Source organism: Kribbella sindirgiensis, from assembly GCF_004331435.1.
In the GTDB taxonomy this organism is placed as follows: domain Bacteria; phylum Actinomycetota; class Actinomycetes; order Propionibacteriales; family Kribbellaceae; genus Kribbella; species Kribbella sindirgiensis.
This window is the reverse complement of the sequence record NZ_SJKA01000024.1, coordinates 1-26,482: the sequence shown is the minus strand read 5'-3', so window position 1 is coordinate 26,482 and position 26,482 is coordinate 1. Positions and strand designations below refer to the sequence as shown.

General features: G+C 69.1%; 20 protein-coding genes and 1 pseudogene. 11 read left to right on the top strand and 10 right to left on the bottom strand.

The features are described 5' to 3' along the window. Window positions 1-54 precede the first annotated feature (54 nt). Genes E0H50_RS38545 through E0H50_RS38535 form a run of 3 tightly spaced genes read left to right on the top strand, consistent with a single transcriptional unit; the run spans window position 55 to window position 12,732 of the window. Complete coding sequence (locus tag E0H50_RS38545) at window positions 55-381, top strand: YbaB/EbfC family nucleoid-associated protein (protein WP_131296103.1); 327 nt, start codon at window positions 55-57, stop codon at window positions 379-381. Continuing rightward, on the top strand, window positions 378-761 hold the full coding sequence (locus E0H50_RS38540; RefSeq protein WP_131296102.1) for a hypothetical protein: 384 nt from the start codon (window positions 378-380) through the stop codon (window positions 759-761). The genes E0H50_RS38545 and E0H50_RS38540 overlap by 4 nt, the downstream gene beginning before the upstream one ends. A gap of 1 nt (window position 762) precedes the next feature. Continuing rightward, window positions 763-12,732, top strand: a complete 11,970-nt coding sequence (locus tag E0H50_RS38535; RefSeq protein WP_131296101.1) for a WXG100-like domain-containing protein — start codon at window positions 763-765, stop codon at window positions 12,730-12,732. A gap of 1 nt (window position 12,733) precedes the next feature. On the opposite strand, the gene E0H50_RS38530 is transcribed toward E0H50_RS38535, so the two are convergent. Continuing rightward, the gene (locus E0H50_RS38530) at window positions 12,734-13,327 is read right to left on the bottom strand and encodes a TIGR03086 family metal-binding protein (RefSeq protein WP_131296100.1); all 594 of its coding nucleotides are present in this window, start codon (window positions 13,325-13,327) and stop codon (window positions 12,734-12,736) included. Between the two features lie 52 nt (window positions 13,328-13,379). Here E0H50_RS38530 and E0H50_RS38525 point away from each other — a divergent pair, with 52 nt between their 5' ends. The 4 genes from E0H50_RS38525 (at window position 13,380) to E0H50_RS38510 (ending at window position 15,554) form a co-directional block, all read left to right on the top strand. Further along, complete coding sequence (locus E0H50_RS38525) at window positions 13,380-13,799, top strand: MarR family winged helix-turn-helix transcriptional regulator (protein WP_131296099.1); 420 nt, start codon at window positions 13,380-13,382, stop codon at window positions 13,797-13,799. Between the two features lie 165 nt (window positions 13,800-13,964). Then, window positions 13,965-14,345 carry a DoxX family protein gene (locus E0H50_RS38520; protein WP_238151638.1) on the top strand — a complete coding sequence of 127 codons (381 nt, stop codon included), beginning with the start codon at window positions 13,965-13,967 and terminating at the stop codon, window positions 14,343-14,345. A gap of 40 nt (window positions 14,346-14,385) precedes the next feature. Next, window positions 14,386-14,895 carry a sigma-70 family RNA polymerase sigma factor gene (locus E0H50_RS38515; RefSeq protein ID WP_130388757.1) on the top strand — a complete coding sequence of 170 codons (510 nt, stop codon included), beginning with the start codon at window positions 14,386-14,388 and terminating at the stop codon, window positions 14,893-14,895. Further along, a complete protein-coding gene (locus E0H50_RS38510) occupies window positions 14,892-15,554 on the top strand; it encodes an anti-sigma factor family protein (RefSeq protein ID WP_131296097.1) in 663 nt (220 codons plus the stop codon). Before E0H50_RS38515 ends, E0H50_RS38510 begins: the two co-directional genes overlap by 4 nt. Window positions 15,555-15,897: 343 nt before the next feature. On the opposite strand, the gene E0H50_RS38505 is transcribed toward E0H50_RS38510, so the two are convergent. The 5 genes from E0H50_RS38505 to E0H50_RS38485 all read right to left on the bottom strand — a co-directional run bounded on the left by E0H50_RS38505 (window position 15,898) and on the right by E0H50_RS38485 (window position 19,045). Beyond that, a complete protein-coding gene (locus E0H50_RS38505; protein WP_131296096.1) occupies window positions 15,898-16,137 on the bottom strand; it encodes a hypothetical protein in 240 nt (79 codons plus the stop codon). 53 nt (window positions 16,138-16,190) lie between these two features. Beyond that, entirely contained in the window at window positions 16,191-16,901 is a 711-nt protein-coding gene (locus tag E0H50_RS38500; RefSeq protein WP_131296095.1) for an ArsR/SmtB family transcription factor, read from the bottom strand. 133 nt (window positions 16,902-17,034) lie between these two features. After that, entirely contained in the window at window positions 17,035-17,820 is a 786-nt protein-coding gene (locus tag E0H50_RS38495; RefSeq protein WP_131296094.1) for an arylamine N-acetyltransferase family protein, read from the bottom strand. A gap of 24 nt (window positions 17,821-17,844) precedes the next feature. After that, a complete protein-coding gene (locus E0H50_RS38490; protein ID WP_131296093.1) occupies window positions 17,845-18,240 on the bottom strand; it encodes a VOC family protein in 396 nt (131 codons plus the stop codon). A gap of 31 nt (window positions 18,241-18,271) precedes the next feature. Beyond that, complete coding sequence (locus E0H50_RS38485) at window positions 18,272-19,045, bottom strand: GntR family transcriptional regulator (RefSeq protein WP_131296092.1); 774 nt, start codon at window positions 19,043-19,045, stop codon at window positions 18,272-18,274. 161 nt (window positions 19,046-19,206) lie between these two features. On the opposite strand from E0H50_RS38485, the gene E0H50_RS38480 reads away from it, so the two are divergent. Next, on the top strand, window positions 19,207-20,232 hold the full coding sequence (locus E0H50_RS38480; protein ID WP_131296091.1) for a YeiH family protein: 1,026 nt from the start codon (window positions 19,207-19,209) through the stop codon (window positions 20,230-20,232). On the opposite strand, the gene E0H50_RS38475 is transcribed toward E0H50_RS38480, so the two are convergent. After that, window positions 20,217-22,025 (bottom strand): glycoside hydrolase family 2 protein, encoded by a 1,809-nt coding sequence (locus E0H50_RS38475; RefSeq protein ID WP_131296090.1) that lies wholly within the window; start codon window positions 22,023-22,025, stop codon window positions 20,217-20,219. The two genes, E0H50_RS38480 and E0H50_RS38475, sit on opposite strands and share 16 nt — an antisense overlap. A 99-nt stretch (window positions 22,026-22,124) precedes the next feature. Then, window positions 22,125-22,841 carry a class I SAM-dependent methyltransferase gene (locus E0H50_RS38470; RefSeq protein WP_131296089.1) on the bottom strand — a complete coding sequence of 239 codons (717 nt, stop codon included), beginning with the start codon at window positions 22,839-22,841 and terminating at the stop codon, window positions 22,125-22,127. A gap of 289 nt (window positions 22,842-23,130) precedes the next feature. Here E0H50_RS38470 and E0H50_RS38465 point away from each other — a divergent pair, with 289 nt between their 5' ends. After that, a complete protein-coding gene (locus E0H50_RS38465) occupies window positions 23,131-23,937 on the top strand; it encodes a TRM11 family SAM-dependent methyltransferase (RefSeq protein ID WP_131296088.1) in 807 nt (268 codons plus the stop codon). 112 nt (window positions 23,938-24,049) lie between these two features. Beyond that, window positions 24,050-24,223, top strand: a pseudogene (locus E0H50_RS44115) (RNA polymerase sigma factor); the annotation flags it as partial. A 95-nt stretch (window positions 24,224-24,318) separates the two neighbouring features. Here E0H50_RS44115 and E0H50_RS44110 read toward each other — a convergent pair. Further along, window positions 24,319-24,540: a hypothetical protein gene (locus tag E0H50_RS44110; protein WP_238151643.1), complete on the bottom strand. Its 222-nt coding sequence runs from the start codon at window positions 24,538-24,540 to the stop codon at window positions 24,319-24,321. A gap of 156 nt (window positions 24,541-24,696) precedes the next feature. Between E0H50_RS44110 and E0H50_RS38455 the strand changes: the two genes are divergently transcribed. Then, complete coding sequence (locus tag E0H50_RS38455; protein WP_131296086.1) at window positions 24,697-24,900, top strand: hypothetical protein; 204 nt, start codon at window positions 24,697-24,699, stop codon at window positions 24,898-24,900. Window positions 24,901-25,092: 192 nt separating this feature from the next. Here E0H50_RS38455 and E0H50_RS38450 read toward each other — a convergent pair. Beyond that, window positions 25,093-26,482, bottom strand: a 1,390-nt coding sequence (locus E0H50_RS38450; protein ID WP_131296085.1) for an HNH endonuclease, incomplete at its 5' end; no start/stop codon positions are given.

Sequence of the window (26,482 nt, the reverse complement as noted above, 5' to 3'; positions counted from 1 at the left end):
CCCCTTGTGGCCAAGGGCTGACCACGACCGCCGACCGGAACGGACCCTGGTCCCATGGAACCGTCGGAGCTCAGACTCGGTCAGGAACTGGCCGCGCTCGGCCTGCACAACGAGCTCGAACGCTCGTTGTCCGCGATCAACGCCGTCCAGGCCGAGCTCGACGCCCTCACCGCGACGGTGGTCTCTCCCGATCGGCTGATCAAGGTCACGATCGGCGCCCACGGCGACATCCGGGAACTCGAGTTCGACCCGGACGTCTTCCGGGCCCAGGACCCGCAGGGACTGGCCACCGCGATCCTCGCCACGCTGTCCGAGGCCAGTACCGCGATGGCAGGCAAGATCGCCGCCCGGTACGACGACCTGAAGGAGCGACTGTCATGACCGAGGTGGATCTGCCGGCCGTGTACCGGGCGGCCAGGAAGCTTCTGCAGACCGGGACGGACGGCGGTACGGCGCTCACCCAGGCGCTGGGCGCGATCACCCGCGAGGGGGTCGATGCGGCGTGCGGCGGTGACGAGACCGGCCGCGCGATCTTCGAGGGATTCAGCGCCCGCGTCGCCGGTCTGAACGACGCCGGCGCGGCGCTCCGGGAAAGCTTGATGAACATCTCCGACGGCGTCGCCGCGGCCGCCAACCTGGTCCAGGGTGTCGACGGACACAACGCGGAAGCGATCCGGGCCGCCGACCTCGGCCTGCAGGCCAACGGCAAGCCGCTGCCGGCCGACGCGCCGACGCCGGACGCCTCGACGCCGGGTCGCTGACGTGGGTTTCTGGCATCCGGTCGTCGAGTTCCTCGGCGCGATCGTCGGTGTCGACCCCGACGACTGGCCGGGCGGTGACGAGGACGCCCTGCGCGAGTATGCCCGGCAGTACGACGCGATCGCCAAAGAACTCCGTACGACCGTCGCGACCGGGTGCCGCGAAGGGTCGACAGCCGTCGCCGCCGCGTGGAACGGCGAGGCCGGGCGCGCGTTGTCCGCGCAGATTTTGGCGTACGGGACCGACAAGGACTTCGGCGGCGTCGAGACGATCGCCGGTGCGGCCGAGGAGCTCGCGCAGTACTTGCGGGACCAGGCCGACACCATCGTCCGCGCCAAGGTGATGATCATCGCCCAGATCGCGGTCGGCGTCCTGATGTTCGCGATCCCGGCGGGTAAGGCCTTGTCCGTGGGGATGCGGGCCGCGTTCCGCCAGGCGCTGAAGGACTTCATCCACAACCGGGCGCGTGGCGTCATGAAGCAGGCGCTCTCGGCACTCGCGGCGCGGGCCGGGAAGGCGCTGGCGATGACGCCGGTCAAGTTCTTCCGCGGAGCGGCGATCGCCGGTGTCGGCGCCGGCGTCTACGGCCTGGCACCCAACACGATCGCCCAGGGGTACGGCGTACTCACCGGGCAGTCGGGCCGCACCACACCCGACGGACACCACGCGGACGGCTGGAACTGGGACGAGACCAAGCAGTACGCCGCGATCGCCGCGGTGGCGACACCGATCGCGATCGCGACCGGTGTCGGGATGGGCAAGCTGGGCGGGGTTGTGACCGGGAAGGTGAGCGCGCTGAACGGCCGGGTGCCGCGGTTCGTCGGCCGGCGGATCGCCGGTGCGACGACGATGGCGGTGGCGATGCCGGCCGCCGACTGGGTCGTCACCCGGCACCCGCTGACCTTCGAGTCCGTCTGGAAGTCCGCGGTGATGGGCGCGGCGGTCCCGGGCGGCGGCTCGCACGGGCCGGCCGCCGCGGCACCGCACGGCGACCCGATCCGGGTCGAGCCGGTCAGGGACCACCCGATGGTCGGCGGCGACCGCCCACCGCCCGACCCGCCACAACTCGCTGCCGAACCCGGTGCACAGACGGCGCACTCGACAGCCGACGCTCCGGTCGCGGATGCCGGCACCGGGGTCGGGCAGACGACCGGCGGGAACGTGCATGCGGGTAATGCGGCTGTTGAATCGCGCACGGAGACGGGTGCGGTGGGCGGCGTTCACACGACGCAGCCGGCCAGTGGGGTCGGTACGGCGGAAGCCTCCACTCGTTCTGGTGCTCGAACGGACACGACGACTACCAAGACGACGGCGGCGGAACACCACACCAGAACCACTGCACCGGAGAAGACTGTCGCCCCGGAGAAGGCAGCTCCGTCCGACAAACCGCCCTCCGGCCCGGACAAGTCCGTCGTACCGGAAAAGCCCGCAGAGACAGGAAAGTCCGATGCGGTTGAGAAGAAGGAGAATGTTCCGCAGGTAGCCAACCGGCGGGCCGAAACACCTGCCGGTGAAGGAGCGCAGCATGCTGATCAGCCTGCGGCTGCTCAGCCGCACCCAGGTGAGCGCCCGCGGCAGGAGCACGCCGCGACTCCCGAGGTACGGGACTGGACCGGGCGGCAGGAGCACCGGGACGAGGTGCACCGCCGGGAAGCTGACGCGGCCAAGGCGCGCGACGAGCATCAGACCGCCGTGGAGAACCGGAAGAACGCACCGTCGACCGAGCACGCAGAGCGCGCCGCCGACCAGTCCGGCAGGGAGCTGAGGGACGCCGAGAAAGCGCTCGACAAGCACGTCAGGAAGCACGGCGACACCGATCCACGGGCACATGAGCTCCGCGAGCAGCGGGATCATGCGAGGGCGAAGGACGACACCGCGCAGCACGACCTCATGGTGGCCAAGGACGCGGACGCACAGGTGCAGAACGCCAAGCTGGCAGCGGATGCGCGCCGGGTCTCGTACCTCGCGGCGAAGCTGGACTACACGCTGTCGCGGCTCAGCCCGGCCGAGATCCGGCAGCTCGCCGAGGGCAAACTGAACCTGGTCTCGGAAGTGCGCCTGACCCCCGAGGAAGCGCGCATGCTCGCGATTCACGAGCTCGTCCACCGCACCCCGGACGGCTGGGGCTTCGCGATGAACTGGACCCAGATCCACGCCGACCTCGCGCTGCGCTCCGACCTGCTCGTGCAGATGATGACCGGCGAAGGCAAGACCGCGGTCGCCGTCCTCGCACTCGGCATGACCGCGGCCGAGCACCCGGTGCACTTCATGACCGCGAACCGGAGCCTCGCCGCACAGGCCCACGAGAAGTTCCGCAAGGTGCTCGAGCCGCTCGGGTACGACGTCGTACAGGTCGATCCCGCCGTCCGGTACGGGAAACCGCGCCGCCCCACCGTGTACGTCGGTGACGTCGCCGCGTTCGGGTGGAGCATGGGCCGCGGTCATCGGGTGCCCGGCAAACACGTCGTCGTCGACGAGGTCGACGCGGTCGCGGTCGAACTCGCGACGCAGGTCTACACGCACAGCTCCGGCGCGGCCGGCGAGGCGTCGGCCAAGACCCAGGCCGAGGTGATGCTCGCGAAGTGGGCGCTGGACAGCGGCAAGTTCGACAAGTCCGATTTCGGGCTGACGGTCGACGGGGCAGCACCCAAGCTCACCGAAGCCGGCCGGCAGCGGCTGGCGGAGCTGATCGGTGTCGAACCCACGTCGCGCCGGTTCGCGACCCACGTCACGCGGTTGGAGCACGCGGCGCAGGCCCGCTGGGTCCTGAAGCCCGGCCGGGACTACATCCGGGCCGTGATCGAGGGCAACGAGACGATCCTGATCGTCAGCAAGCACTCCGGTGAACCGCTGGTCGATCGCGAGACGCTGCTCGAGCAGCGCTGGACAGGTGTCGCCCAGGCGCTCGAGGCGCGGCACGGCCTGGACCTGCGAGCCGACGCCAAGCACACCAACGCGGTCCGGACCAAGGACCTGCTCGAGACCTACGACCACCTGAGCGGGATGTCGGGGACGGCGAAGGACGCCGGGCAGGCTGTCCGCGACCTGTACGGCGCGGACAAGATCGGCCGGGTCGTCGAGATCGAGTCGTTCAACACGCGCAAGCTGGAGTTCCGGCCGCCGCAGCACTTCGCGACCGCGGAGGCGAAGTACCGGGCGATCGTCGACCAGGCGATCGCGGACATGTCGAAGGACGGCGACCCGTCGGCCGGCCGGCCGCAGGCGATCGTCGTCGAGCACAACGACGAGGTGGCGCTGGTCACCCGGCTCGTGGAGCAGCGGCTCGCCGAACACGAGCTTGCCGGAGGCATCGAGATCCAGCAGGTGAACGCCGAGGCGATGGCGAGGTTCATCGCCGAGCACACGTTCGACGCGCGGATGGACGCGATCTGGAAGCAGGCCGGTAAGCCGGGCACGATCACGATCGGGAACAAGGTGCTCGGCCGCGGCATCGACATCGAGATTCACCCGGATGCGTTCGATCTCGGGCATCGGCCGAGCGCCGCTGACCACGTGTTCACGGTCAAGGGCGACGGCCGGGAAGCGGTTGGTGGCGGGCTGGCGGTGCGCGTCGGGTTCCACGACGTCGAGTCGCCGCGCGGCACTGTCCAGGCCCTGAACCGCGCAGGCCGGCAGGGCGCGCCTGGTGAGGCGTCCCTGTACGCGTCCCACCAGGACGAACTCTTCCGCCGCCACAGCAGTGCCCTCGAAGCCGCCGTCGCGTACCACGACGCACCGTCGACCACCGCCCACAACGAGGCACTCCGCAACTACACCGAAGCGGCCGTCGCCCACGCCCGCGGCGAGACCAACGCAGCAACCCTGAAGGCCGCACACGAAGCACTGAAGAAGGCAGAACAGTCACTAGCCGTCAGCAACTACTCAGCCGCAGTCGAGTCCAGCCAACTCAACGCCCAACACACCAACCTCGCAGACATCCGCATCCAACACACCGCCGTACCCGAGAGAACTCCTGCCCCGGACAACTCGTCCGGTACGACGCCGGGGCCGGACGACACGGCCCGCAGTCGGCGGGGGCGCGAGCAGTCCGATGCCCTGGTGCCGGACATGCTGCGGACCACCCCGTCGTACCAAGGCCTGTCTGCCACCGACCAGCTCCGGGTCGTCGACGCGATCAAGCAGGTGACCGGCAACGATCCGGCGCTGATCGAAGGTCTGCGGCCCCTCCTGGAAAGCCCCGGCCTGCGGGCGCTAGAACCCGCGGAACTGCTCGCCGAGGCCAGCGGCTGGCACCACTACAACGACCTCTTCGGCCGCGCAGTCGAACTCGACGCCCGAATCACCGGATCGCCGGACATGGTCGACGTGGAGCACTGGAGCTCACACACCTGGACCGACGCGACCGACCTGGGCGAGGTCCGCCCAGGGGAGCGGCTGAGCACCAGCGGCCGGCGGGGACAGATCGTCAACCTCGACCAGCACGCCGGCGTGTACTCGATCGCGCGCGACGGCGCCGAGTGGATCGTCAAGCTGTTCCCGGACAAGGCCGACGCGCAGCAGCGGAAGAACATCGCCGACGAGTTCGCAGGAGTCGTCGCCGCAGCGGGCACCGGCTACGGACCGACGCCGTACGGGTTGGTCACGGCGACGATCGCCGGCAAGCCGTACGTCGGTCTGGCGATGGGACGGGTACAGGGCGCGATGGTGCACGATCCGCAACCCTCGGAGCCGGCCGCGATCGCCGAGGTGGGTCGCGCGCGCCGCGCGGTCACGTTCGACACCGTGCTCCAGTTGCACCAGTACCTCCGCCGGCTGCTCGACAGCGGACACCACTCGCACGGTGAACTGCAGCCCCTGATCGACCCCGCGACGGGCAACCTCCGCGTGATCGACCTCGCTGACGTCCTGCCCCTACTCGACGACCCGGACTACCAGCGCCTCGCCCGCGCCGACCACGGGCTCGGCATGGAGAGCATCGACATTCGCGACCAACTGGTCAGGGCCGCCGTCGAGAACGCGCACCAGGACGCCGATCGCGCGCGACTGCTCGCCGCGCCCACCGACGGGATGAGTGCCGGAGCCGTCCGCCAGGCCGTGGACGCCGTACGACGCCAGATGCGGCTGCCCGACGGGATCGAACTCGACGTCGTCGTCGAAGCGGACGGAGCAACGCTGGCGCGCGAGCACGGGATTCCGCCGAGCGCCGGTCCGCGACCTGGGTTCTTCCGGATGGAGGACGGGAGGGGCGTCGTCTACCTCTCCGCCGCCGACCACAGCAGCCCGGCCGACGTCAGCGCATCGGTCTGGCACGAGATCGTCGGCCACTACGGCTGGAGGCTGTTCAGTCCCGAGGAACGCGCCCAGATCCTCGCTGCCGTTCATCAACTCCGCCGGCTCGACGCCGAGCTCTCCGCGGAGATCGACGAGTTGTACGCCGACCTGCCGGGCGATCTCCGCGACGAGGAGTTCCTCGCCCGGCTCGCGGAAGGCGGCGTACCGTCCCGCCTGACCCAGGCGTGGAACGGGGTGCTCTCCACGGTGTTCGGCACCGCCCTCCACCGAATCGGTGCCATCAGCAACGAAACGCTCCAGCGTGCCCGCCACGACCACGAGCTCGCCCCGCTGTACAAGATCCTCCGCACCCTCCTCCGAGCCATCCGCACGAACCGCCCGGTGCACGACGATGGTTCGGCGCGTGATCGGCGCGTTTGGGTTGGTCGGACGGGTGATCGCGGCGAGTTCCGCGGAGACGGGCGTCGGATGCCGGATCGGGTTGCGGTTCGTGGTGCGGCGCGGGGCGTGGCGCCGCAGGTTGCGGCTGCTGTTGCGGCCGCTCGTGGGGAAGCGCGTGACGTGGTGATTGAGGAGGAGCGGATCACCGTCACGCTGGCGGGTGGGCAGCGGCTCACGATGAAGTTCGACGTGTCGGGCATCTTCAGCGGCGGACCGGTTCGGTGGGAACGGACTGCAGGGGCGGCGGATTGGGCCCGGATCCAGCTGTCGCCGCGGGCCGGTGACAAGGTGGTTGGACGGGCGGTCGCGCATGCGGTGGCCGGGGTGTTGTCGGCGTACCGGGGTGAGTCGGAGGTCGATCAGGTTCGTGCAGGCCGGCGCGCCGAGGTCGGGTATCTGGTCGACCGGCTGGAGCGCGGCGAGTCGCCGTACCGGTCGCGCAGGGAGCTGGGGCATGTTCTGCGTCAGCTGAACAAGATCGAAGGGCGGCGCTTCGGTGTTCCGCCGCTGCCGCGCGGGCTCCGGCAACGGGTCAGGACCGTCCTGCCGCGGAACACGATCCGTGCGTGGCTGGCCGAAGAGATCGATCGGCGAGAGGATCAACTCACCGAGCCGCCGTCGTCCCGCCCGACGCGACTCCCGAGCCCGGGACGCAGACCCGCTCGTGCGGGCCAGAGCCTCGGGCCCACGCATGCGCCCGATCCGGCCGCTGAGCACGGCCAGAACCGCGCCACGCTCGCCGAGCTGAAGATACGCCTCGCCGACCTCGACACCGAACGTCAACGCCTCCTGCAACGCTACGACGCCCGGGTCCCGACCGAACTCCACCAGCTCACCGACGTACTCGTCCGGATCTCGGCGACGTTCACGCAGTACGCCGACGCCATGCAACGGGCCGGCCTCGACCCGCACACCACATCCGACGGCCCCGAGGGTCGCCCGGTCAGTGCGTCCGTGCTGCACAATGACCCGATCCACACCCGCAACCTCACCGATCTGACCTGGGCACCGGGTCGTCATCACGAGCCGAGTGTCGATGCGGAGAACGCGGCCCTGATCGCCGCGAAGATCCACCAAGCCACCAACGGCCGCTACGGCCCGTTCACGCTGGCGCAGATCCAGTCCCACGCCACCACCGGCCGCGGCCTGCTGGACATCGCCGCAGACATCGTCTTCGCCGAGGAACATCGCCGTACGCCGTCTCGCGCCCTCGCGGCCCGGGTCGACTTCCACCGCAGCCTCGCCGCCGACCACGCGCGAGCCGTCCCGGCAAGCCTGCTCCAGCCCGAGCGCCCGCCGCTCGACTGGCCGACGTACGCCAAGCTGCGGCCCAACGCGCTCCGACAACACCAGACTGACCTGATCAACAGGGCCAACTTCCGCACCGAAAGCGCCGCGACGGCACTGGATGACCCCACCAAGGCCGGCCGCCACACGGCGATCGCGGCGGCCTGTAGGGCGGCCGCGCAACAGGCTGACCAAGCTCGCCAAGCCTGGCAGGCCTATCTCGACACCCCGACTCCCGCGATGCTCCAAGCAGCCAAAAGACAAGACGCCCTGTACGAGCAACGGCGAGCGGAGAGCCTGCCGCCGAAGGACGTCCTGCAAACAGCCACCGTCTCCGGCCAGCTGCCACACCTGACCGCGCTGACGAACGAGCTGAACGAGGCGCTGGCCCAGCAAAACAAGACATTCCGCATCACCCCCGAGCTGCTGCACCGCACCTTGCGGGCAGAGACCCGACGTCTGCTGTCACCCGACGGACTCGTCCTGACCGTAGGCAACGATCCAAGGGCGGATGTCACGGAGCTGACGCAGTTCGAGCTCACCCTCAATCCGAGCGAGCTCCAGGAGGTCCTGGACAACCCGGTGCTGATCGAAGAGGCACAGCTCGGCCAGCTCGTACAAGGCGGCTACAACGTCGCCACGACCATCACCCAAACGGTGAGCGCCAGCAGCGGCTTAAGGCTCGCTCCTCTCCTGTCGGCCTTGCCGGACACGAACCCACTGAAGGTCGCGGCACTGATCTCGCCGAGCATCGAGTACACGAAGAACGTCGCCCTCAGCGTTACGGGCGGTGCGACCGAGTACGGACTGCCAGGAGCGGTCGAGGTCATCCAGGGCGAGATCCACCGCTTCCGCTCGTCGCACCCCACCTGGTCCTGGCGGATGCGGACGTCTGCTGCCGGCTCATGGTCCGCGCGGCACGTGGTCGCCGGCGGTACCACGAAGGACACCACGACCCTCGAACTCGGCATCAGCCACGCGTACGCCGTCGGCGCGGCCGCGGAAACGGTCAGAATCCCGTCGGACGAACGCCGTACCGACCTGCCGGAACACGTCGCCACCCGGGTCGACGGCCTGAACGAGCTGGCCGACCGCGCCATTGCGGGCCTGAGGCAACGACTCGGCGGACTCGACCGGATCGGTCACGACCAGCTGCGCGGCCTGATCACCGAGGATGCGCCGGGCCGGCTCGCCGAGACGACCCGCCCGGGCGGTCTCACCCGGGTCATCACCAGCGGCGGTCGCGCGGTGGCGTATGCCCGGCTGGAGACCGTCGCAGTGTGGAAGCAGGCGACGCTGCTCGGCGACAGCTCGAAGGACCACAAGGTCGAGCGACTGCGGGTCGGCTTCTCTGGGACGTCGGGCGGCGAGACGTTCGCGGCCGGGGACTCGGTCGCGGTCTCGGCGGGGTACGGCGGCACGGCGACGCAGGACCTGGGTACGTCGTCCTGGGACCTCGGACCGAGTGGACGGGTCGGCGTGAACGCGGGCCATGACAGCTCGGTGAACACCGGCGACACGGCGATCCATCCGAGTGTGCAGCGCATGCAGCCGACGATCGGCGTCAAGCTGCGCCTGGAGCACCGCCTCACCATCCACCGCGTCGACCAGGCCGGCGAGTTCACGCTGACGTCCGCCGGTGACGCCGTACTGCGGATGCCCGAGAACGACGCGTACCGCTACGGGCTTCCGGTCCCGTCGGCGGCGATCGTCCGCGACGAGGACGGGCAACCCAGGTACGGCGTGGACGGCCGCCGACTGCTGCGCGGCGACCCGCAGCCGACCGACGAGGCCATCCAACTACCTGTGTGGATGCAGAGGGACTTCCAGGACCGATCGTCCCAGCATCCGGAGGGCCCGCGGCTGATCCGTGGTGCGGGACCCGCTCTCGTGCAGGAGCTCAGCGGAGCCGACGAGGCCCTGCAGCAGTTCCTCGAGCACCTGTCCGCGAAGGGCCTGATCCCGTACGGCGAGCTCGGCGGGAAGGACCCCGCCCTGGCCGCCGGCCAGCTCGCGAATCTCGAGCGGATCGGCCAGCAACTGTCCCGGCACCGCCTCGAGACCGGCTACGATCCGGCCGCCCAGGAAGGCATCGTGCTCCGTCTCGACAGGCACCGCACCGGGCTGCCGCCGGAGCAGCACACCTACCGGATCCGGCTCCGGTCGTACACCGGCGAGGCCAGGCTCCTCGGACTCTCCACCGGCGAGACCGTGGTCAACCTCGACATCGGCTCGAACACCACCGGCCGGTCCGGCGGATGGTCCAGAAGCCTTCCCTGGCAGGCCAAATTCGGCTTCAGCGACAAGCCTGCGTCCGGCGCGGAAGGTTCGACGCCGGAGATCGCGCCGAGCTACGGACGCTCCTCGCTCGGCCGGTTCATCAGCTGGGCGACCGGAAGTACGGTGAATCGCGTCTCGCTGACCGAGAGCACCGCGCCGGTCGCGGTCTTCGAGGTACCGCACTCGATCGTCATCACCGAGGTGGGCCACGAAACCAAGCCGATCGTCACCGTCGACGGCACCGCCCGGCTCTCGATCGACAGCGAGTTCTGCCGGCGGGACGACGACACCGAACCGACGCCGGCGATCAAGGGCAAGGTCGATCCAGCCCTGTTGCGTACGGCAACTTTCCAGGCCGTCGACGTCGGCGATCTGGTGGGGCAGCTGACCGACGAGTTGCCGGAGCTCGCCCGCGGCGACAGCTCCGCGCTGCACCACCTGAGCGCGTTCCTGAACCCGCGCAACCTGGCGGCGCGGCCCGAGCTCCTCACCGCGCCGTACCGCACCAGCTTGCTGGTCACCCCCGCGCCGTCGAACGTCGAGCAAACGGTGAACCGGCGGGGCGTGACAACCGGCCGTGCCCGTCTGACGGTCGACACGACGCTGCTGAATCTCAGGTACGTCGGCTCCGGGCGTCCGGTGAACGGCGAGATCAACCTGACCCTGGGCAGTTCGACGCTCACCACCGGAACCTCGACCAGCGGCACGTTCGGCCTCGGTGGCGGCGACGGCGCGGTCGCGACGGACGGGTCGTCGTACGGCGGCTCGCTCAGTGGGAGCCGCTCGAAGGACCGGTCCGCGAGCAGCACCGAGACGCAGATCGGCGGCGTGGAACGGCTCGCGATCCGTGACGGCGAGCACTACCAGTTCTGGGCCGATCTCGGAGTGGTCGCGGAGCTGCGCGCGATCGGCGCCGAGCCGCGCGCAGCGGTGGTCCGCAGCGGCGCGGTCATGCTGACGCTGCCGGAACGTGACGCACTGCGGCTGTACGGACTGGGCAAACTCGACCTCCCGGCGACCAAGGTCGACGAGGCCGTCAATCGTTTGCTCAACGGCGAGCTGCACGTTCCGTCGCGGACGGTCCTCGCGATCGCCCGCCGCCAAACGGACCCCGTGCAGCGCGAACGGCTGGCGGCGACACTGCGTGAGACGGTCGCGGTCTTGCGCATGAACTGGTGGCTGGAGCGGATTCGGCTGCACCGGACCGGACAGGCCGGCTTGCTCGATGCCGTGATGCCTACGGCGGAGGAGCTGATCGAGCGCGGGACGACGGTGCGGCTGCCGGGCTACTACGACACGACGATGGGCGCCGGGCTGATCGACGAGACCTCGCTGCAGGACCCGGACGGCCACGAAACCGATCTGTACCGCGAGGTGCTCGCCGCTGCCGAGAGCAGTGCACCGGAGGCACTCGACGACCCGGTGTTCGCGGCCGGTCTGCGTGGCGATCTCGCCGGGCTGCGGTGGCACGGGCACATCGACGACCTGCTCAGCCAGAGCGGTTTCGTCACCGAGTACCCGACCGGTGACGGCCGGCGGGTGACTGTCCGGATCAAGCTGGAGTACGACGGTCCGATCAGGATCGACGGAGTGCCCGACGCGGGCGGCCAGGAGAACGCGTTCAACATCATCCAGGCCTACGACTACCGCGAGGAGAGCCGCAGCGTCACCAGCGCCACGACGTACGGCGGTCAGGTCGGCGGCTCGCTCGGCAAAGTCGGGTCGGGTACGGCGGGAGTCGGGACGGATCTCGGTACGTCGACGACCGCGTCGAGCACCGAGCAGAACACCCGGATGTCGCGCGCCCTGTGGAACCCGACCAAACGGGTGTCCCGCGGCTACCGGATGACTGTGCAGGTCGACGGGGCCGAGCCTCGCAACCTGACCGGTGAGATGACGCTGCTCGTCCCCGCCTCGGCGGTCAACGCTCCGATGCCCCAGGCCGCCGAAACGGGCAACGTCGTGCTCCCGCGCGGGACGGTTGTCGAGGGGACGATCGCGCGGAAGCTGTTCAAGACCGTGTACAGCCGGCTCGGGAAGCCGGACCTGCTGACGGAGGAAGGTGCTCGCCTTCACCGGACCGCCCTGGAGAACATGCTGTCCGCCGCCACGCGACTGGCCGCGTTCGAGCGGATCGCCTCGCCGGAAGGCCACACCATGGTGCAGTTGCCGGTGCCGGGCCGGCGCTCACGGCTGGTCGCCGTGCAGGTCCGCGCCAAGTTGTCCAACCTGCAGCTGGTGGCGGAGGGCGACGCACAACTCGGGCAGATCGACCGGCAGCAACGGATCACGCAGTTGACGACGAAGAGCAACCGGCTGCTGCCGACGTCCCGGTCGGTGGGCGGATCGAACCCCACCGGGATCCAGGGCGGGCTGTCCAGCGGTGAGCAGGTCGGCGAGAGGAGCTCGGACAGCACCGGCAACCGCAACGAGACGACGATGAACGAGCGCGGTCCGGTCGTCACGGTCAAGGTCGATGTCGACTACTACCTGCGCTACGAGGATCGCCGCCTCGATCGGCGCGGCGGCTTCCAGGTCGCGTCGAAGGACACCGGCTACGCGAGCGGGACGGCGTACCTGACGATGTTCCGCCGCGAGTACGACGCCCTCCGCGGCAAAACCTCCACGCCTCCGCCGGCCGCAGCAGTTGCCGAAGGCAACCTGCACACCGCCGGCAGCATCCCACCCCCGAACCCGTCGGGAGCCGCCTAGGTCAGTTCGGCCAGGCGGGATTGCGGCCGAGGTGGGCGACGATGCGGTCGAGGGTGTCCTCGCCCGACCACGGTACGTCGGGCGCGAACGGCGTCCCCGGGGTGAGACGGACCTCGCCGGTGGGCACGACCTGGGCCACGCCCTGCGCCGCCTCGAGCGTGGCGGGTGCGAAGGTCGCCGTCGTACCGAGCGACTTCGCGACGTCCCAGCTGTGCACCACGTAGTCGATGAAATGGAAGCTGATCGCCTGGGCGCCGGGGAACGCGGCGTCCGGCCCGAACTCGGCGAGCGTGAACGTCCGCTCCGCGACGCCGGGCTGCGCGAACGCGTCCAGGACGTGCTCGGCGGACTCGACGTACGCCTTCACCGGGTCGTCGCCGAGATCGCGGACCTTCCAGATCGCGGGATCGGACTCGCCCCGGGACGCGGCCGCGAAGCCGTAGTGCTGAGTGGCCATGTGGGCAAGCAGGCCGTAGAGGGTCCAGGCGCGGCACGGGGTCGGCCTGGCCAGGTCGGCGGTGGTCGCAGTGCTCACCAGTCCGATGCTGGCCCGGACGGCCTCGGCGTCGAGATCGAGATAATTGATAGTAGGCATGAGCTTATCGTAAGCGCCAGCATATGATTGCGCCAGTGCTACCTTTCCGGGCATGGCAACCGAGCGCCCCGATCTCGCCGCGATGCTGTATCCGCTGGTGCGGGAACTGATCGCGCTCGAACTGCCCGTGCTCGCCGCGCACGACGTCTCGATGTGGGGGTACTCGGTGCTCACCGCGCTCGACGACACCCCGGTCCGGACCCAGGCCGCCCTCGCCGAGGCGATCGGCGCCGACAAGTCCCGCATCATCGGCACCCTCGACGAACTTCAGCAGGCCGGCCTGATCGAGCGCACCCCGGATCCCGCCGACCGCCGCGCTCGCCTGCTCTCGATCACACCGCAGGGCCGCCGCGTACGCCGTACTGTCCGCAAGGAGATCCAGGCGCAGGAGGAGCAGGTCCTCACGTCGCTCGCCCCGGCCGACCGCAAGACCTTCGTCCGCATCCTGCAAGAACTGCACGACGCACGCTGACGGCTAGCAACTCGGCGACCGAAACACAACCGATTCGGAGTGTGATCTTCGAATCACGGAGTGTTGAACCAAGTAGAGCACTCAATCGTTCGAACCAGGCACAGACACCAACCCCGCCCCAAGGAGTGAGGCCCTGTGCAGGTGCTCGAGCGTTTTCAGAGAGAAGTGATCGCTGTCTTCCGGATCGTCGTGGGGTTCCTGTTCGCCACCCACGGTGCGGCCGCGCTGTTCGGTGTCCTCGGAACCAAGCAGGTCGACGCGTTCGTCTGGCCGTCCTGGTGGGCGGCGCTGATCCAGACGATCGGCGGTGCGCTGGTGATGATCGGGTTCGGCACCCGGTACGCCGCGCTGCTGTGCTCCGGATCGATGGCCTATGCGTATTTCACCGTGCATCAGGTGGATGCTTTGCTGCCCGTGCAGAATGGTGGCGAGAAGGCAGCCCTGTTCTGCTTCGCCTTCCTGCTGATCGCCTTCCTGGGCAACGGTGCCTGGTCGGTGCAGCGGGCGGCGAAAACATCGGCGCAGGCAGCCGTAGCGACCAAGTAACCCGATGGCAGACCCGCAGTCCCACAGTTCAGGAGCGCCGATGGCCGACGACCGGGCGACGCTGCTGCGTGAGCTGCACGATGTGCACGCTCCTGCGCTGTGGCGGTTCGTCGTCCGGCTGACCGGCGACGACCGGCTGGCGGAGGACGTCGTCCAGGAGACCCTGCTGCGGGCCTGGCGGCGGCCTAACATCCTGGCCGAGGACGAGGCGGGGGCCCGGGCGTGGCTGTTCACGGTGGCGCGCAATCTCGTCATCGACGACCGGCGCAGCGCCCGGGTCAGCCGGGAGGTCGCCAGCGACGACCTCCCGGAGAACCCGAGCGCCGACCACGCGAACGCCGTACTCGATGCCTGGCTGGTCGCCGAGTCGCTGGCTCAGCTGTCGGAGGAACATCGGCAGGTGATCGTTCGTGCGTACTACGGACGCCGTACGGTCACCGACATCGCCGAGGAGCTGGACATCCCGTCGGGCACCGTGAAGTCGCGGCTGCACTACGGGCTGCGAGCGTTGAAGCTCGCGCTGCAGGAGAAGGGGGTGACGAGCCAGTGAGCGACCCGTACCGGGAGTGGGACGCGGCGTACCTGCTGGGCGCGTTGTCGGCGAAGGACCGGCGCGCGTACGAGGAACATCTGCACACGTGTGAGGAGTGCTCGACCGGGGTCGCGTCCCTGGCCGGGATCCCCGGGGTGCTGGCCGCCTTGCCGGCCGACCGGGCGCTGGCCACCATCACGGCCGAGCCGCCGAACCTGCTGCCCGGTCTGGTCCGGAACGTCCAGCGCGACCGGCGCAGGCAACGGATCCGATTCGGCGCGCTGACGACCGGGATCGCCGTTGCGGCCGCTGTCATCGGTGCGGTGGTCGTCGTCCCGCTGACCCGCAACGAGCCCAAGGGCGACTACGTCGTACTCGCCCAGACGGTGTCCAGCAAGCTGTCCGCGGACGCCCGGCTGGTGCCGGAGCCGTGGGGTACGACGATCGAGATCAGCTGCCGGTACGACGAACTCGCGACGCCGAGCGAACGGGCCCGCGGCTACGAGTTGTACGTCACGGACACGACCGGAAAGGTCGAGCTGATCGCCAGCTGGACGTCCTCGCCCGGGACGACGGTGAAGCCGGCGGCGACCACGAAGCTGCGGCGCAACGAGATCAAGGCCCTGGATATCCGCAGCTCGGAGTCCGGCCGGGTATTGCTCGCTGTGCGTTTCTGAACACGCATGTCCGCAGTGTGTTCGGGCACCTGACAGTGAAGAGCAGCGGTCGCTCGAGAGGCCGCTGGTCCAGGCCCCGGTGTTCAGGGACGTGCACCGGGGCCGCCGTACGTCGTGACTGTCGTGATGCGGCCGCAAGAAAGTTCTGCCGATTCTGTAACACTCGGGGCGTTACCGGCGATACACCGTGTGTAACGCCACTGAGGATCCCGTCCCAGGCCGTCCGCCCGAAGGGTCTGGGACGGGGTTCTCGATGCTTCTGAGGCGCCCAAGCAGCGTTACGCACGAAGGCCCCCGGTGACTCATCACCCCGGGGGCCTTCGCACTGCTTCGCGTTCCCTCCCTAGGACGCTTGTTCTGTCGGGCCGTTCGACTCCGGGAGAGCGATCCGGTCCGCCGGCAGGCGTTCCGTCCGCTCGTTGCCGTCGTCGCCCTCGTACTGCACCAGAGCGGTCCATCCCGATTCCTCATGGTCGCGGCCGATCAGCCAGCCGCGACGCCACTTGTCGTCCGCGAGGACGACGACATGGCTGGGCAGAGGGAGTCGGGACACCAGATCGGTGCCGGGCTCGAACTCAGTCATGGCCGAAGGCTAGGGGGTTTCGGAGCCGCGCGCCTCCCGGACGCGTGTTACTTCTATGTTTCACGCGGGCCCGGCTGCAATTCTTTGACAACTCTCACAGGGAGACCGAACGCTTGAACGGAACCCGTCACCTTCAACGCGCGACCGCCCGGGATATGCGTCACCCAGTCGTTCCGTAATGCGTGCCTGCACAACGCCGCCCCGACCGCGCCCGCGAGATGCGGCCGGCGTTCGGTCACATCCAGACAGGACCTGACGGCCGGGCGGCCGCGGCGTACCTCGAGCTCGATGCCGAGATCTTCCAACCAGGCTTGGCCGTCCGGCGTCAACGCGGTCCCGTCCGACCAGTCGATCAGACCGCGCTCGGTCATCGCGTCGGCGAGCGCGACTCCGAGCTTGCCTGCCAGGTGGTCGTAGCACGTGCGGGCCCGCGCGAACGCGTCCCGCCTGCTGTGGGCCGCCAGGCTGTTCACCACTTCGGTACGTCGCGGCGCCAGCGCGGCGAGCCCTTCGAGCAGCTCGGCGGTGTCCGGTCCGGCGAGCTTCACGTACCGGTGCCGACCTTGGCGCACCTCGGTCAGCAGGCCGCCGTTGACCAGCTGGTTCAGGTGCTCGCTGATCGTCGGCCGGGAAACCTTCGCCAACCTGGCGAGCTCACTAGCCGTCCAGGCCCGCCCGTCGAGCAACGCCAAACAAACCGTTGCCCTCGTCCCATCGGCCAACATCCGAGCCCACCCCGCCAACTCCTCACCTTCGGCCGTCATGACCCCATCATGCCGCCCCAACACTTAGCTCTCCGCCGAACAGTCCCGTACCTGGTCTCGATTCACGTGACCCACCTGACGATCGAACCCTCCATCCTCTACGTCGGCGGGCGCGATCACGCAGGGAACTTGTCTAGACCAACCGAAGGCGGTCGATCTCTTCCTCGCTGAGGATCACGTCCAGGGATGCCAGGACGTCGGGAAGGTCCGCCGGAGGTACGGCGCGTTCGGTAGTGCGACCGTCGGCGTGTTCGACGGTGAGGGTGTCGCCGACGAGGCGGCGTACGACGCCGTCGGCGACTCGCATCACCACGGGCCGGCCGGTGAAGGGGGAGTTCGGGTGGGTGGAGACGTAGTGGTGGTAGACCTCGTAGTCGATCGGGCGGACCGGTTCGTCGTTGGACGCGTGTTGTGGGATCCACCCGTTCGCGGTCTGCTTCGAGAGGGTCCAGACGTCGCCGTCGAGCGTGAGGCGGTGGTCCCAGCCGGCCTGGTCGACGACGGCGCCGTCCTTCAACGGGGTGGGGTACAGCTGCCCGGCGCCGAATCCCACGTCGGCCAGGAACTCCTGCCCGTCGACGCCGACCTTCAGCAGTGCATGCGTCCGCGGCCCGGCCTTGTGCGGCTGCACCCGGGCGACCCGCCGTACGACGTCGAACCCGAGCTGCTCGAGTGCTGCGCCGAACAGCAGCGCGTGCTCGTAGCAGTACCCGCCGCGCTGCCGGCCGACCAGCTTGGCCTGAATCGCGTCGAGGCCGATGCCGGGATGCGTGCCGAGGATCACGTCGATGTTCTCGAACGGGATCGCCAGCACATGCGCCCGATGCAGGCTGAGCAACGCGTCGGCCGAGGGCGCGACGCGTTCGTGGCCGATCCGGCGCAGGTAGGCGTCGAGGTCCAGGTGCGAGGTGTTCCACATGCCCGCTACCTCAACACTTCCAGTTCACTTGAGGTCAAGCTCCGTGAACAAGGTCAGCTGGATACCGCCCGGCGTCTCGAGGCGGGCGTTGAGCGAGTCCCACGGCGTACGGGTCGGCTCGGCGACGACCGTGGCGCCGGCGTCGGTCAGCCGGGCTGTCGTGTCCGCCGAGTCGTCGACCTCGAGCGCGACCCGGAACTTGCCGGCCACGCGCCTCCCGACCTCGACCTCGTCGATGTACTCGGCCTGCGCGCGGTTCGCGAGCTCGAGCGTCGCCCGGCCGGCCTCGAGGATCATCACCTGCGCATCGCCGGTCGTGTAGGACTCGCGTTCGGGCAGCCCGAGCGCGTCCCGGTAGAACGCCACCGCGGCGTCGTAGTCGTCCACCGTCACCACCAACCGCAGCTCTTTGACACTCATCCAGCCAGTATCTACAACCGCGGGGCGTCAACTACCAGGCCTGAGCGAGGGCAGTAGTGGCCGGGGTGAGGCGGTAGCCGGCGTTGGCGGAGTACTCGGCGGAGAGGGCGAAGCGGTCGCCGCGGACGACTGTGTGCCGCCACTCGACCGGACGGTTCTGTGCGGTGCCCTGGCGGATGATCGAGAAGACCGCGGCGTCGGCGGGGCAGTGCAGGAGCGCGCGTTCGGCCGGGTTCGGGTTCATCGCGCGGATGTCCTCGCGCCCGTGGTCGAGGTTGATGCCGGTGCGTTCGGCCAGCTCGTTGTACAGGCTGGTGTGGGTGAAGTCCGCGTCGAGCAGCGGCTCGGCGAGGCTGGCGGGTAGCCAGACGCGATCGAGGGCGAGCGGCTCGTCGCCGGCGTACCGGAGGCGCTCCAGGTACAGCAGCGGAATGGAACCTTCGAGGTTGAGGCGGGCAGCGACCACGCCGTCCGCGCGGAGGTCGAGTGCCCGTACGACGCTGTGCTGCGGCAGGCCCGACTCCTCGACGGAGGAGAACAGGCTGTACAGCGCGCCCATCGGCTGGCGGATCTCCGGTGCGGTCGCGACCCGGGGCTGCCGGCCGCGCTCCGCGACGATCAGACCGTCGGTACGGAGCTGTCCGAGCGCCTGGCGGACGGTGTGCCGGCTGACCTCGTACTCCTCGACCAGCGCGAGCTCACCCGGGAACGCGTCATCGAACTCGCCGGAGCGCAACCGGCGTACGAGATCCTCCTGCAGCTGCTTCCACAGCGGCTCGCCGCTCCCTCGCTCAAGCTTCCGCATGGATCCTTCCCGGGTTGCCAAATGTCCGGTCATCTCCTACCGTGAATGTACGTACATTTCTGACGGAAGGGAACCGGCTAGTGGTGCAGCTCGAGGTTAGGGCACCTCGCCCTCACTCCGCCGCTCCCACCGTCCGTCGCCTCGGGTCTGCCGTACGCCGGTTGCGCGGGTTGTGGATCGTGCTGCTGGTGACCGCCGCGGCTGTCCCGCTCGGGCGACTCGTGCCGCTCGTCGGGGGACCGGTCTTCGGGATCCTGCTCGGCGTGATCGCGGGCAGTGTGGTCCCGGCGCTGCGCTCGGACGTCTGGCGGCCCGGGTACGACTTCGCCTCGAAGACGTTGCTCCAGCTGTCGATCGTCGTCCTCGGTACCGGGCTGTCGCTGCAACAGGTCGCGCGCGTGGGCGTCTCGTCGCTACCCGTCATGCTCGGCACGCTGGCGCTCGCTCTCGGCGGCGCGTGGTTGTTCGGCCGGATCCTCGGCGTACGCGGCGACACCCAGATCCTGATCGGCGTCGGAACCGCGATCTGCGGCGGTTCCGCGATCGCGGCCGCGACCGCCGCGATCGGCGCCAAGCGGTCGTCGGTCGCCTACGCGCTCGCGACGATCTTCACCTTCAACATCGTCGCCGTCCTGACGTTCCCGCCGCTCGGGCACCTGCTCGGCCTGAGCCCCGAGGCCTTCGGGTTGTGGGCCGGTACGGCGATCAACGACACGTCGTCCGTCGTCGCAGCCGGGTACGCGTACAGCCAAGCGGCCGGCGACCAGGCGATCGTCGTGAAGCTGACGCGGTCGCTCACCTTGATCCCGATCGTGCTGACACTGGTCGCGCTGAAGATCCGCCGCGAGAACCGCGTCGCCCGCGCCCTCGACGCCACCGCCGAGGGCTCCTACGAAGGGGCGACCGCGTCGATCCGGAAGCCGCTGCCGTGGCGCAAGCTCGTTCCGCTGTTCCTGATCGGCTTCATCGCCGCGGCCGGCCTCCGCTCGGCGGGCGCCGTACCCGAGTCCTGGCTGCCGACCCTGACCATCATTGGCAGCACCCTCATCACCGCAGCGCTCGCCGCGATCGGCCTCTCCCTGCGCCCGCGCGAGCTGCGCGACGCAGGACCCAGACCACTCCTCCTCGGAGCGATCCTCTGGGTCCTGGTCGCTGCCGGCAGCCTCGGTATTCAGTCCTTCTCGTAGGCAGCCTGGCGGTCCTGGACCGCCTTGATGCGCGGTACGTCGAGCTTGTTGGTGCGGTCGAAGTTGTAGATGCCGTTCTCTTCCTGGAAGACGTCGGTCAGCTGCGTGTAGCAGTAGCCGAACATCAGCTCGTTGTCGAGGAGCGCGTCGACCAGGCCGGCGAAGCGGGTGTAGAAGTCCTCCTCGTTCGCGACGCGCTGGCCGTAGCCCCAGGAGTCCGCGGAGTTGCCGCTCTTGCCGGCGGCCGCCTTCTCGGCGTTCCACCAGATGCCGCCGAACTCGCTGCAGAAGTACGGCTGGCCGTCGTACGCCAGGGAGATCGGCTTGCCCTCGGGGCCGCCGGTGTTGCCGTACGGCTTGTCGTTGACGAGATCCGCCATCTGCCGCGCGAACTCAGCCGGGTCCTGCTCGTAGTTGTGCGAGTCCCAGACGTCCGTCTCCGGCACACGATGGCTGTAGCCGGAGGCGTCCAGCACCGGACGGCTGGTGTCGGCGGCCTTGGTGGCCAGGAACATCGCGCGGGTCACGTCGTCGAGCTGGGTGATCCGGTCGTGGAGGAGCTGGTGCGTCTCGTTCAGCGGGCACCAGCCGACGATGCTCGGGTGGCTGTAGTCGCGTTCGACCGCCTCGAGCCACTGGCCGACGTACGACGCCGTCGGCTGCTGGTTCTCCTTGTCGGTGTTGCCGACGCCCGAACCCCAGTCGCCGAACTCGCCCCAGACCAGGTACCCGAGCCGGTCCGCGTGGTACAGGAACCGCTCCTCGAACACCTTCTGGTGCAGGCGCGCGCCGTTGAACCCAGCCGCCAGGCTCAGCTCGATGTCGCGGACCAGCGCCTCCTCGGACGGCGCGGTCATCAGGCTCTCCGGCCAGTACCCCTGGTCCAGCACGAGCCGCTGGAACACGTGCTTGCCGTTGATCAGGATCGCCTTGCCGTTGATGCTCACCGACCGCAGACCGGCGTACGAGTCGGCCCCGTCGACCACGTTGCCGTCGGCATCGATCAGCTCGAGGCGTACGTCGTACAGGTGCGGATCCGTGGTGTCCCAGAGGCGGACGCGGTCGGCCGGGACCTGCAGGGTCAGACGCGGCGCCAGGTCGAGATCGGCGCGGACCTCGTGGCTGACGATCTCACCGTCGGCGTCCTTCAAGGTGGCCTTGATCGTGTAGCCGGCTTTGTTGGCCGAGACCGGGACCTCGAGGTGGAAGCTGGAACCCGCGACGTCCGGGGTGATCCGGGGCCGCTTCAGGTGCACCGTCGGGACCGCTTCGAGCCAGACGGTCTGCCAGATGCCGGTGGTACGGGTGTAGAGGCAGCTGTGGTTGAAGTACAGCTGGCTCTGCTTGCCTCGTGCCTGCGGGCCGCGGTGCGTATCGCGGGCGCGGACGACGATGGTCGCCTCCTGGCCGGGCTCGGCGACGTGGTGCAGGTTGGCGCTGAACGGGGTGAACCCGCCGCGGTGCCGGACCACCTCCTCGCCGTTCACCCAGACGGTGGTGTCGTGGTCGACGGCCTGGAAGTGCAGTACGGCGTCCTTGCCGTCCCACTCCGCGGGGATCGTGACGGTGGTGCGGTACCAGACCGCCTCCATGAAGTCGACGTCCTCGATCCCGGACAACTCGGTCTCCGGTGCGAACGGTACGACGATCCGCTGCGTCAGCTCGCGATCCCGCAGGCCGCGCTCCAGTCCGGAGTCCGACCGGTCGATCTCGAACTGCCACTCGCCGTTCAGGTTCACCCACTCGGGCCGGACGAACTGCGGACGCGGGTACTCCGCACGAGGCTGCGACATGAACTCTCCCGTGATGCTTGATCGGTGGCGGGACAGCTGCACTTTACAACGTTGGAATGGACCCAGCAATGGCCAGTTCCAGCCACTGGAATCGACTGCTCAGGGCCGAGTGAAGAGGCCCGCGTTGAGGAAGTCGGCGGCGAAGGTGCCTTCACGGTCCGGATGTACGGCGCGTAGCTCGACCGGGGTGAGGGTGCCGAAGATCGTGCGGAGGTCGTCGACGGAGAAGGTCATGCCGCCGTACGTGTCGCCGGTGGTGACCACGTCGAGGTCGCTGGGCATGTCCATGCGCTCGGCGGCGAAGGCGACGATGCCGAACCGCCCGCCGGGGCGCACGAGGGGGAGGACCCGCTGGAGGTAGGTGATGCGGCGGTGCGGCGCGATGTGGTGGAAGCACCCGGAGTCGTACACCACGTCGTACTCACCGGCCGGCAGCGGATCACGCAGTACGTCGACCGCGGTCAACGTGACCGCGGCGGGCATGCTCGGCCGGAGCGTGTCGAGGAGGTCCGTGGCGAGGTCGATCCCGTCGACGGTCGCGCCCTGCTCGGCGAACCATCTGGTGTTGCGGCCGGCACCGCAGCCGACGTCGAGAACTCGTGCGGTCTGGAGGTCCCCGAGCAGGCCGCGCTCGTGCCAGTCGACCAGCGCTTCGTCCGGGAGCTGGGTGGCCAGTGGGTGCCCGGGCGTGGTCAGCAAGCCGGTCCAGTACTCCGCGGCGGAGGCGCTGGAGCGATCTCCTCGTCCACTCCCACTCACCACCTGATCGAGCACATCGAGCAACTGGTCAACCGTGAAGATACGAGGTCCCGTCACCTCTGAATTCTACCGGATTTCCTTTGCGTAGCAGTGTGTTCCGGGCTGATCGACGTACTTTCCCCAGGGCGCCGTGCGGGTGTATCCGCTCGATTCGTAGAGGGCGATCGCCTCGGGTTGCAGCTCGCCTGTGGTGAACTCGCACTGTGGTGCGCCTAGGCTGTCGCCCGATGCAGCGTTTCTGAAGGTGTAGGTACGTCGTGGCGGGCCCTGGACGAGGTCGGCTCGATGTGGCGTGCCTGCGCCGCGCTTCGACTGTTCTGTCGATCGCGAGCCTTCAGGAGCTTCGTTGCCCCGCGTCACCAACCATCTCGTTCTTCGCACCATAGACGGCGCCACCGACCTCCTCATCGAGGAGCTCCGGCCGATGTCGTCGATCCACTCAATCCGCCAGTCATCCGTCGACACCGTCGAGTGCACACTCGACGGGTTGCTCGACGAACTCATCAGCTGCGCCCTGTATTCGACGATCGCCGTCCGCGATCTGGAGGACGGTTCGATCACGGAGATCGGGTCGATGGCCTGGACGCGGCGGTTCGGGTGGGTGGAACGGTTGCCGTGGTCAACGAATCTGATCGTTGCCGAGGTGCTGGTGCGGCTGGCGAAGATCCGGCCCGGGCATCAGGTGCTCGATCCGTTCTGCGGGACCGGCACGATCCTGCGGGCCGTACGGCGTCGCGAGCCGGGCGCGTTCGCCGTCGGGACGGACCATGACCCGAAGGCGCTCGACCTGGCCGCTCGCAACCTGTCCGGAACCCTTTCCCAGGCGGCGGCCGAAGCTCTCCCGTTCGCGACCAGCAGCGTGGACCGGGTCGTCGCGAATCTCCCGTTCGGCAAACAGGTCGGTAGCCATCGCGGCAACCGCACCCTCTATCCCGCCGCACTCGACGAACTCGACCGGATCCTCAGCGGTGACGGTCGCGCCGTACTCCTCACCGAGGACAAACGCCTGCTCCGCACTGCCATCGAACGGCAGGGCGGGCTGAAGGTCGTGCGACAGCGCCTCCTCAAATACAACGGCGCGACGCCGACCGCCTACGTCCTCGCCCGAACCCGGCCGGCCAGAACCACTGCATCGTCAACAGGCGACAGATGAGATTGAAGTCCTGCAAGTCCCGACGGACACTCTTCGAAAATTGTTCTGCCTGACCCCCAACGCCGCTGCCCGGTTGTTCGTCCAGGTAGGTGAGAGGACGGACGGTGGTGGGGTGGCTGACTGGGAGCGTGCGTTCCGGACGTTGCTGGCCACGCGCGGCGGCGCGCTACGCAGCTACGCCTATCTCCTGACCGGTGACCCGACAACCGCCGGCGATCTGGTCCAGGAAGCGCTCACGCGGGTGTTCAGCCGTCGGCGGACCGGCGACGACATCGACCAGCTCGAGGCGTACGTCCGGCGCGCCATACTGAATCAGTACGTCGACAGTCGTCGGCGACTCAAGCGGTGGAACGCGACCCTCCATCTACTGATCGACGTACCTCACCACGACGACGACCGGCTCGCGGTGGCGGACGAGGTCCGGAGAGGGCTGGCGACCCTTTCTCCGAGGGCAGTGACCTCGTTGACCTCGGCGAGGACGCGGTCGTCGAGCGCATCCAGCGGCGCCGGATCCGCAGCAGACGACTGGCGGCCGGGGGTGTCGCGTTGGGCGCGGTGGTGCTCGCGGCGACCGCATTGGCCGTCCGTCCCGGCGACGGACACCGCCCGACAGCAACTGAGCCGTCGACAGCCAACCTCCTGCCTCGAATCGTCCAGTCCGACACGGACAGTCCGAGCGGGATGGAGGCGCTTCTCCGAGCCACCTTGACCGTGGACGCGAGTGGGTGCGTTCGGGCGGGGCAATCCAGGACCACGCTCGTGTGGCCCCGTGGGTACACGGTCCGGGGAGACGCGCAGTCGTTCGAGATCCTCGACCGTACGAACAAGGTCGTCGCGAAGTCCGGCACTCCCCTCGACATCGGCGGCGGCGGTGCCGACAACTTCAAGGACACGTGGACAGGGCGCGACTGCGCCGGCGGCGGCGGGCTGTGGATGGTCGGCAACATCCGCCCCTCCCGATAGCCACTCCCGCGGATATCCCTCGGTGTTCATCAGAGACCCACGAATTGAACTGCGGCTGGGCAGGTCTCCGCGTCTTCGAACGAGAAGCGGCGCTGACCGGGACCGCCAGCGAGGGTCGGGGCCGACGAGCGGGCAGCCCGCAGCCCCGGCACTTGGCGTTGGTGCCGGGGGTTGCGGATGACACGCCGGGGTTCAGATCGTGGCGAAGGATGGCGGTCCGGCGCCGGACTCGTTCGTGGTGCGTTCACCCCAGACGGCGAACCGGGCCGCTTCTGCGCGCGTCTGTTCGTCGGCGTGCCAGCGGCTCGTCTTGACGCGGGGTGCGCCGGGCACGGGCCCGTCGATCTCACTCGATGGATCGTCGGTGGGCAGGTCGGCCCCACGCCATGGATCGTCCGCGGGCAGGTCGGTCCCGCGCCGTGCATCGTCCGCGGGCAGGTCGGTCCTGCGCCGTGGATCGTCGGTGGGCAGGTGGGTTCTGCCCGGCGGGTCGTGTGCTGGGGGTGCGGTGTCTGGTGGTTTGTGTGGGCTGCGGGGTGGTGGGTCGGCCCAGTGGGGTCTGGTTACGTGGACTTCGCCGTCGGTGACGGTGATGGTCCAGTGGCCGTTGTGCAGGTCGGAGTGGTGGCGGCGGCACAGCAACACCAGGTTGGAGATCTTCGTTTCACCGCCGTCGATCCAGGAGGTGAGGTGGTGGGCGTCACACATGATGGGTGGGGCTCCGCACACGACGCAGCCGCGGTCGCGGGTATTCAAAGCGCGTCGCATGGCGCGGGTGACGAGCCGTTCGGCGCGGCCGACGTCCAGGGGTTCGGAGTTGGAGCCGAGCACGATCGGGATGACGCCTGCGTCGCAGGCGAGTCGGCGGATGGTGGCTGCGGACAGTCCGTTGCTGTAGACGGTGTGCCCGATCGCGTCCGCGGTGGCCGCCTTCAGGTCCTGGAAGTCGATGGTGACGGTGAGGTTCGCCTTCGCCCCGAACCCAGGCACCACCTCCCTACCCACATCCCCACTCGAACCAGTACCCGAGCCAGCGACCACAACCGGCTGGTGGCCTGTCGCCAGTGAACCGGCCTCCGCGGAGCCTGACGCCGTAGAACCAGTCCCTGCGGAGTCATCCTCCGTGCAGCCGGTCTCCGGCGTGCTGGTCTCCGTGGAGCTGGCTGGCTTGCTGGTGGGGCGGGGCATCGTGGGAGACGGGGTGCCTGTGTCGAGGGCGGTGGCGGCCAGGGTTAGCGTGGTGGTGAGGGCGTCGGCTTGGCGCTTCTCGCGGGAGCGCGGGTCAGGCTCGCCGTCGATGGTCTTGTGGGGGCGGGCGCCGGTGGTGATCAGGGTGCGGAAGAGTTCGGCGTTGTCGTTGGCCAGGTACCCGGTGAACTTCACGCCGTGGTCGGCGGTTTTGAGGGTGAGGGTTTCGCGGGCGGCGGCTTTGTGTTCGTCGGGTTCGGGGCCGTCGGTGTCGAGGATGTCGCGAGACTGTTCAGCGGCCTTGCGCAGATCGGCGGGGGCCAGGTGGCGCCCCAAGCGGACGAGTTCTTGTTCGGCGAAGTCGAGGTCGGCGACCGGGACGGTGGTCGGGACC

What these genes read in the sequence shown, in the direction of transcription:
- E0H50_RS38545 (WP_131296103.1), top strand. Translation starts at nt 55, where the DNA reads ATGGAACCGTCGGAGCTCAGACTCGGTCAGGAACTGGCCGCGCTCGGC.
- E0H50_RS38540 (WP_131296102.1), top strand. Translation starts at nt 378, where the DNA reads ATGACCGAGGTGGATCTGCCGGCCGTGTACCGGGCGGCCAGGAAGCTT.
- E0H50_RS38530 (WP_131296100.1), bottom strand. Translation starts at nt 13,327, where the DNA reads ATGCCTACTATCAATTATCTCGATCTCGACGCCGAGGCCGTCCGGGCC.
- E0H50_RS38525 (WP_131296099.1), top strand. Translation starts at nt 13,380, where the DNA reads ATGGCAACCGAGCGCCCCGATCTCGCCGCGATGCTGTATCCGCTGGTG.
- E0H50_RS38515 (WP_130388757.1), top strand. Translation starts at nt 14,386, where the DNA reads ATGGCCGACGACCGGGCGACGCTGCTGCGTGAGCTGCACGATGTGCAC.
- E0H50_RS38505 (WP_131296096.1), bottom strand. Translation starts at nt 16,137, where the DNA reads ATGACTGAGTTCGAGCCCGGCACCGATCTGGTGTCCCGACTCCCTCTG.
- E0H50_RS38500 (WP_131296095.1), bottom strand. Translation starts at nt 16,901, where the DNA reads ATGACGGCCGAAGGTGAGGAGTTGGCGGGGTGGGCTCGGATGTTGGCC.
- E0H50_RS38495 (WP_131296094.1), bottom strand. Translation starts at nt 17,820, where the DNA reads ATGTGGAACACCTCGCACCTGGACCTCGACGCCTACCTGCGCCGGATC.
- E0H50_RS38490 (WP_131296093.1), bottom strand. Translation starts at nt 18,240, where the DNA reads ATGAGTGTCAAAGAGCTGCGGTTGGTGGTGACGGTGGACGACTACGAC.
- E0H50_RS38485 (WP_131296092.1), bottom strand. Translation starts at nt 19,045, where the DNA reads ATGCGGAAGCTTGAGCGAGGGAGCGGCGAGCCGCTGTGGAAGCAGCTG.
- E0H50_RS38475 (WP_131296090.1), bottom strand. Translation starts at nt 22,025, where the DNA reads ATGTCGCAGCCTCGTGCGGAGTACCCGCGTCCGCAGTTCGTCCGGCCC.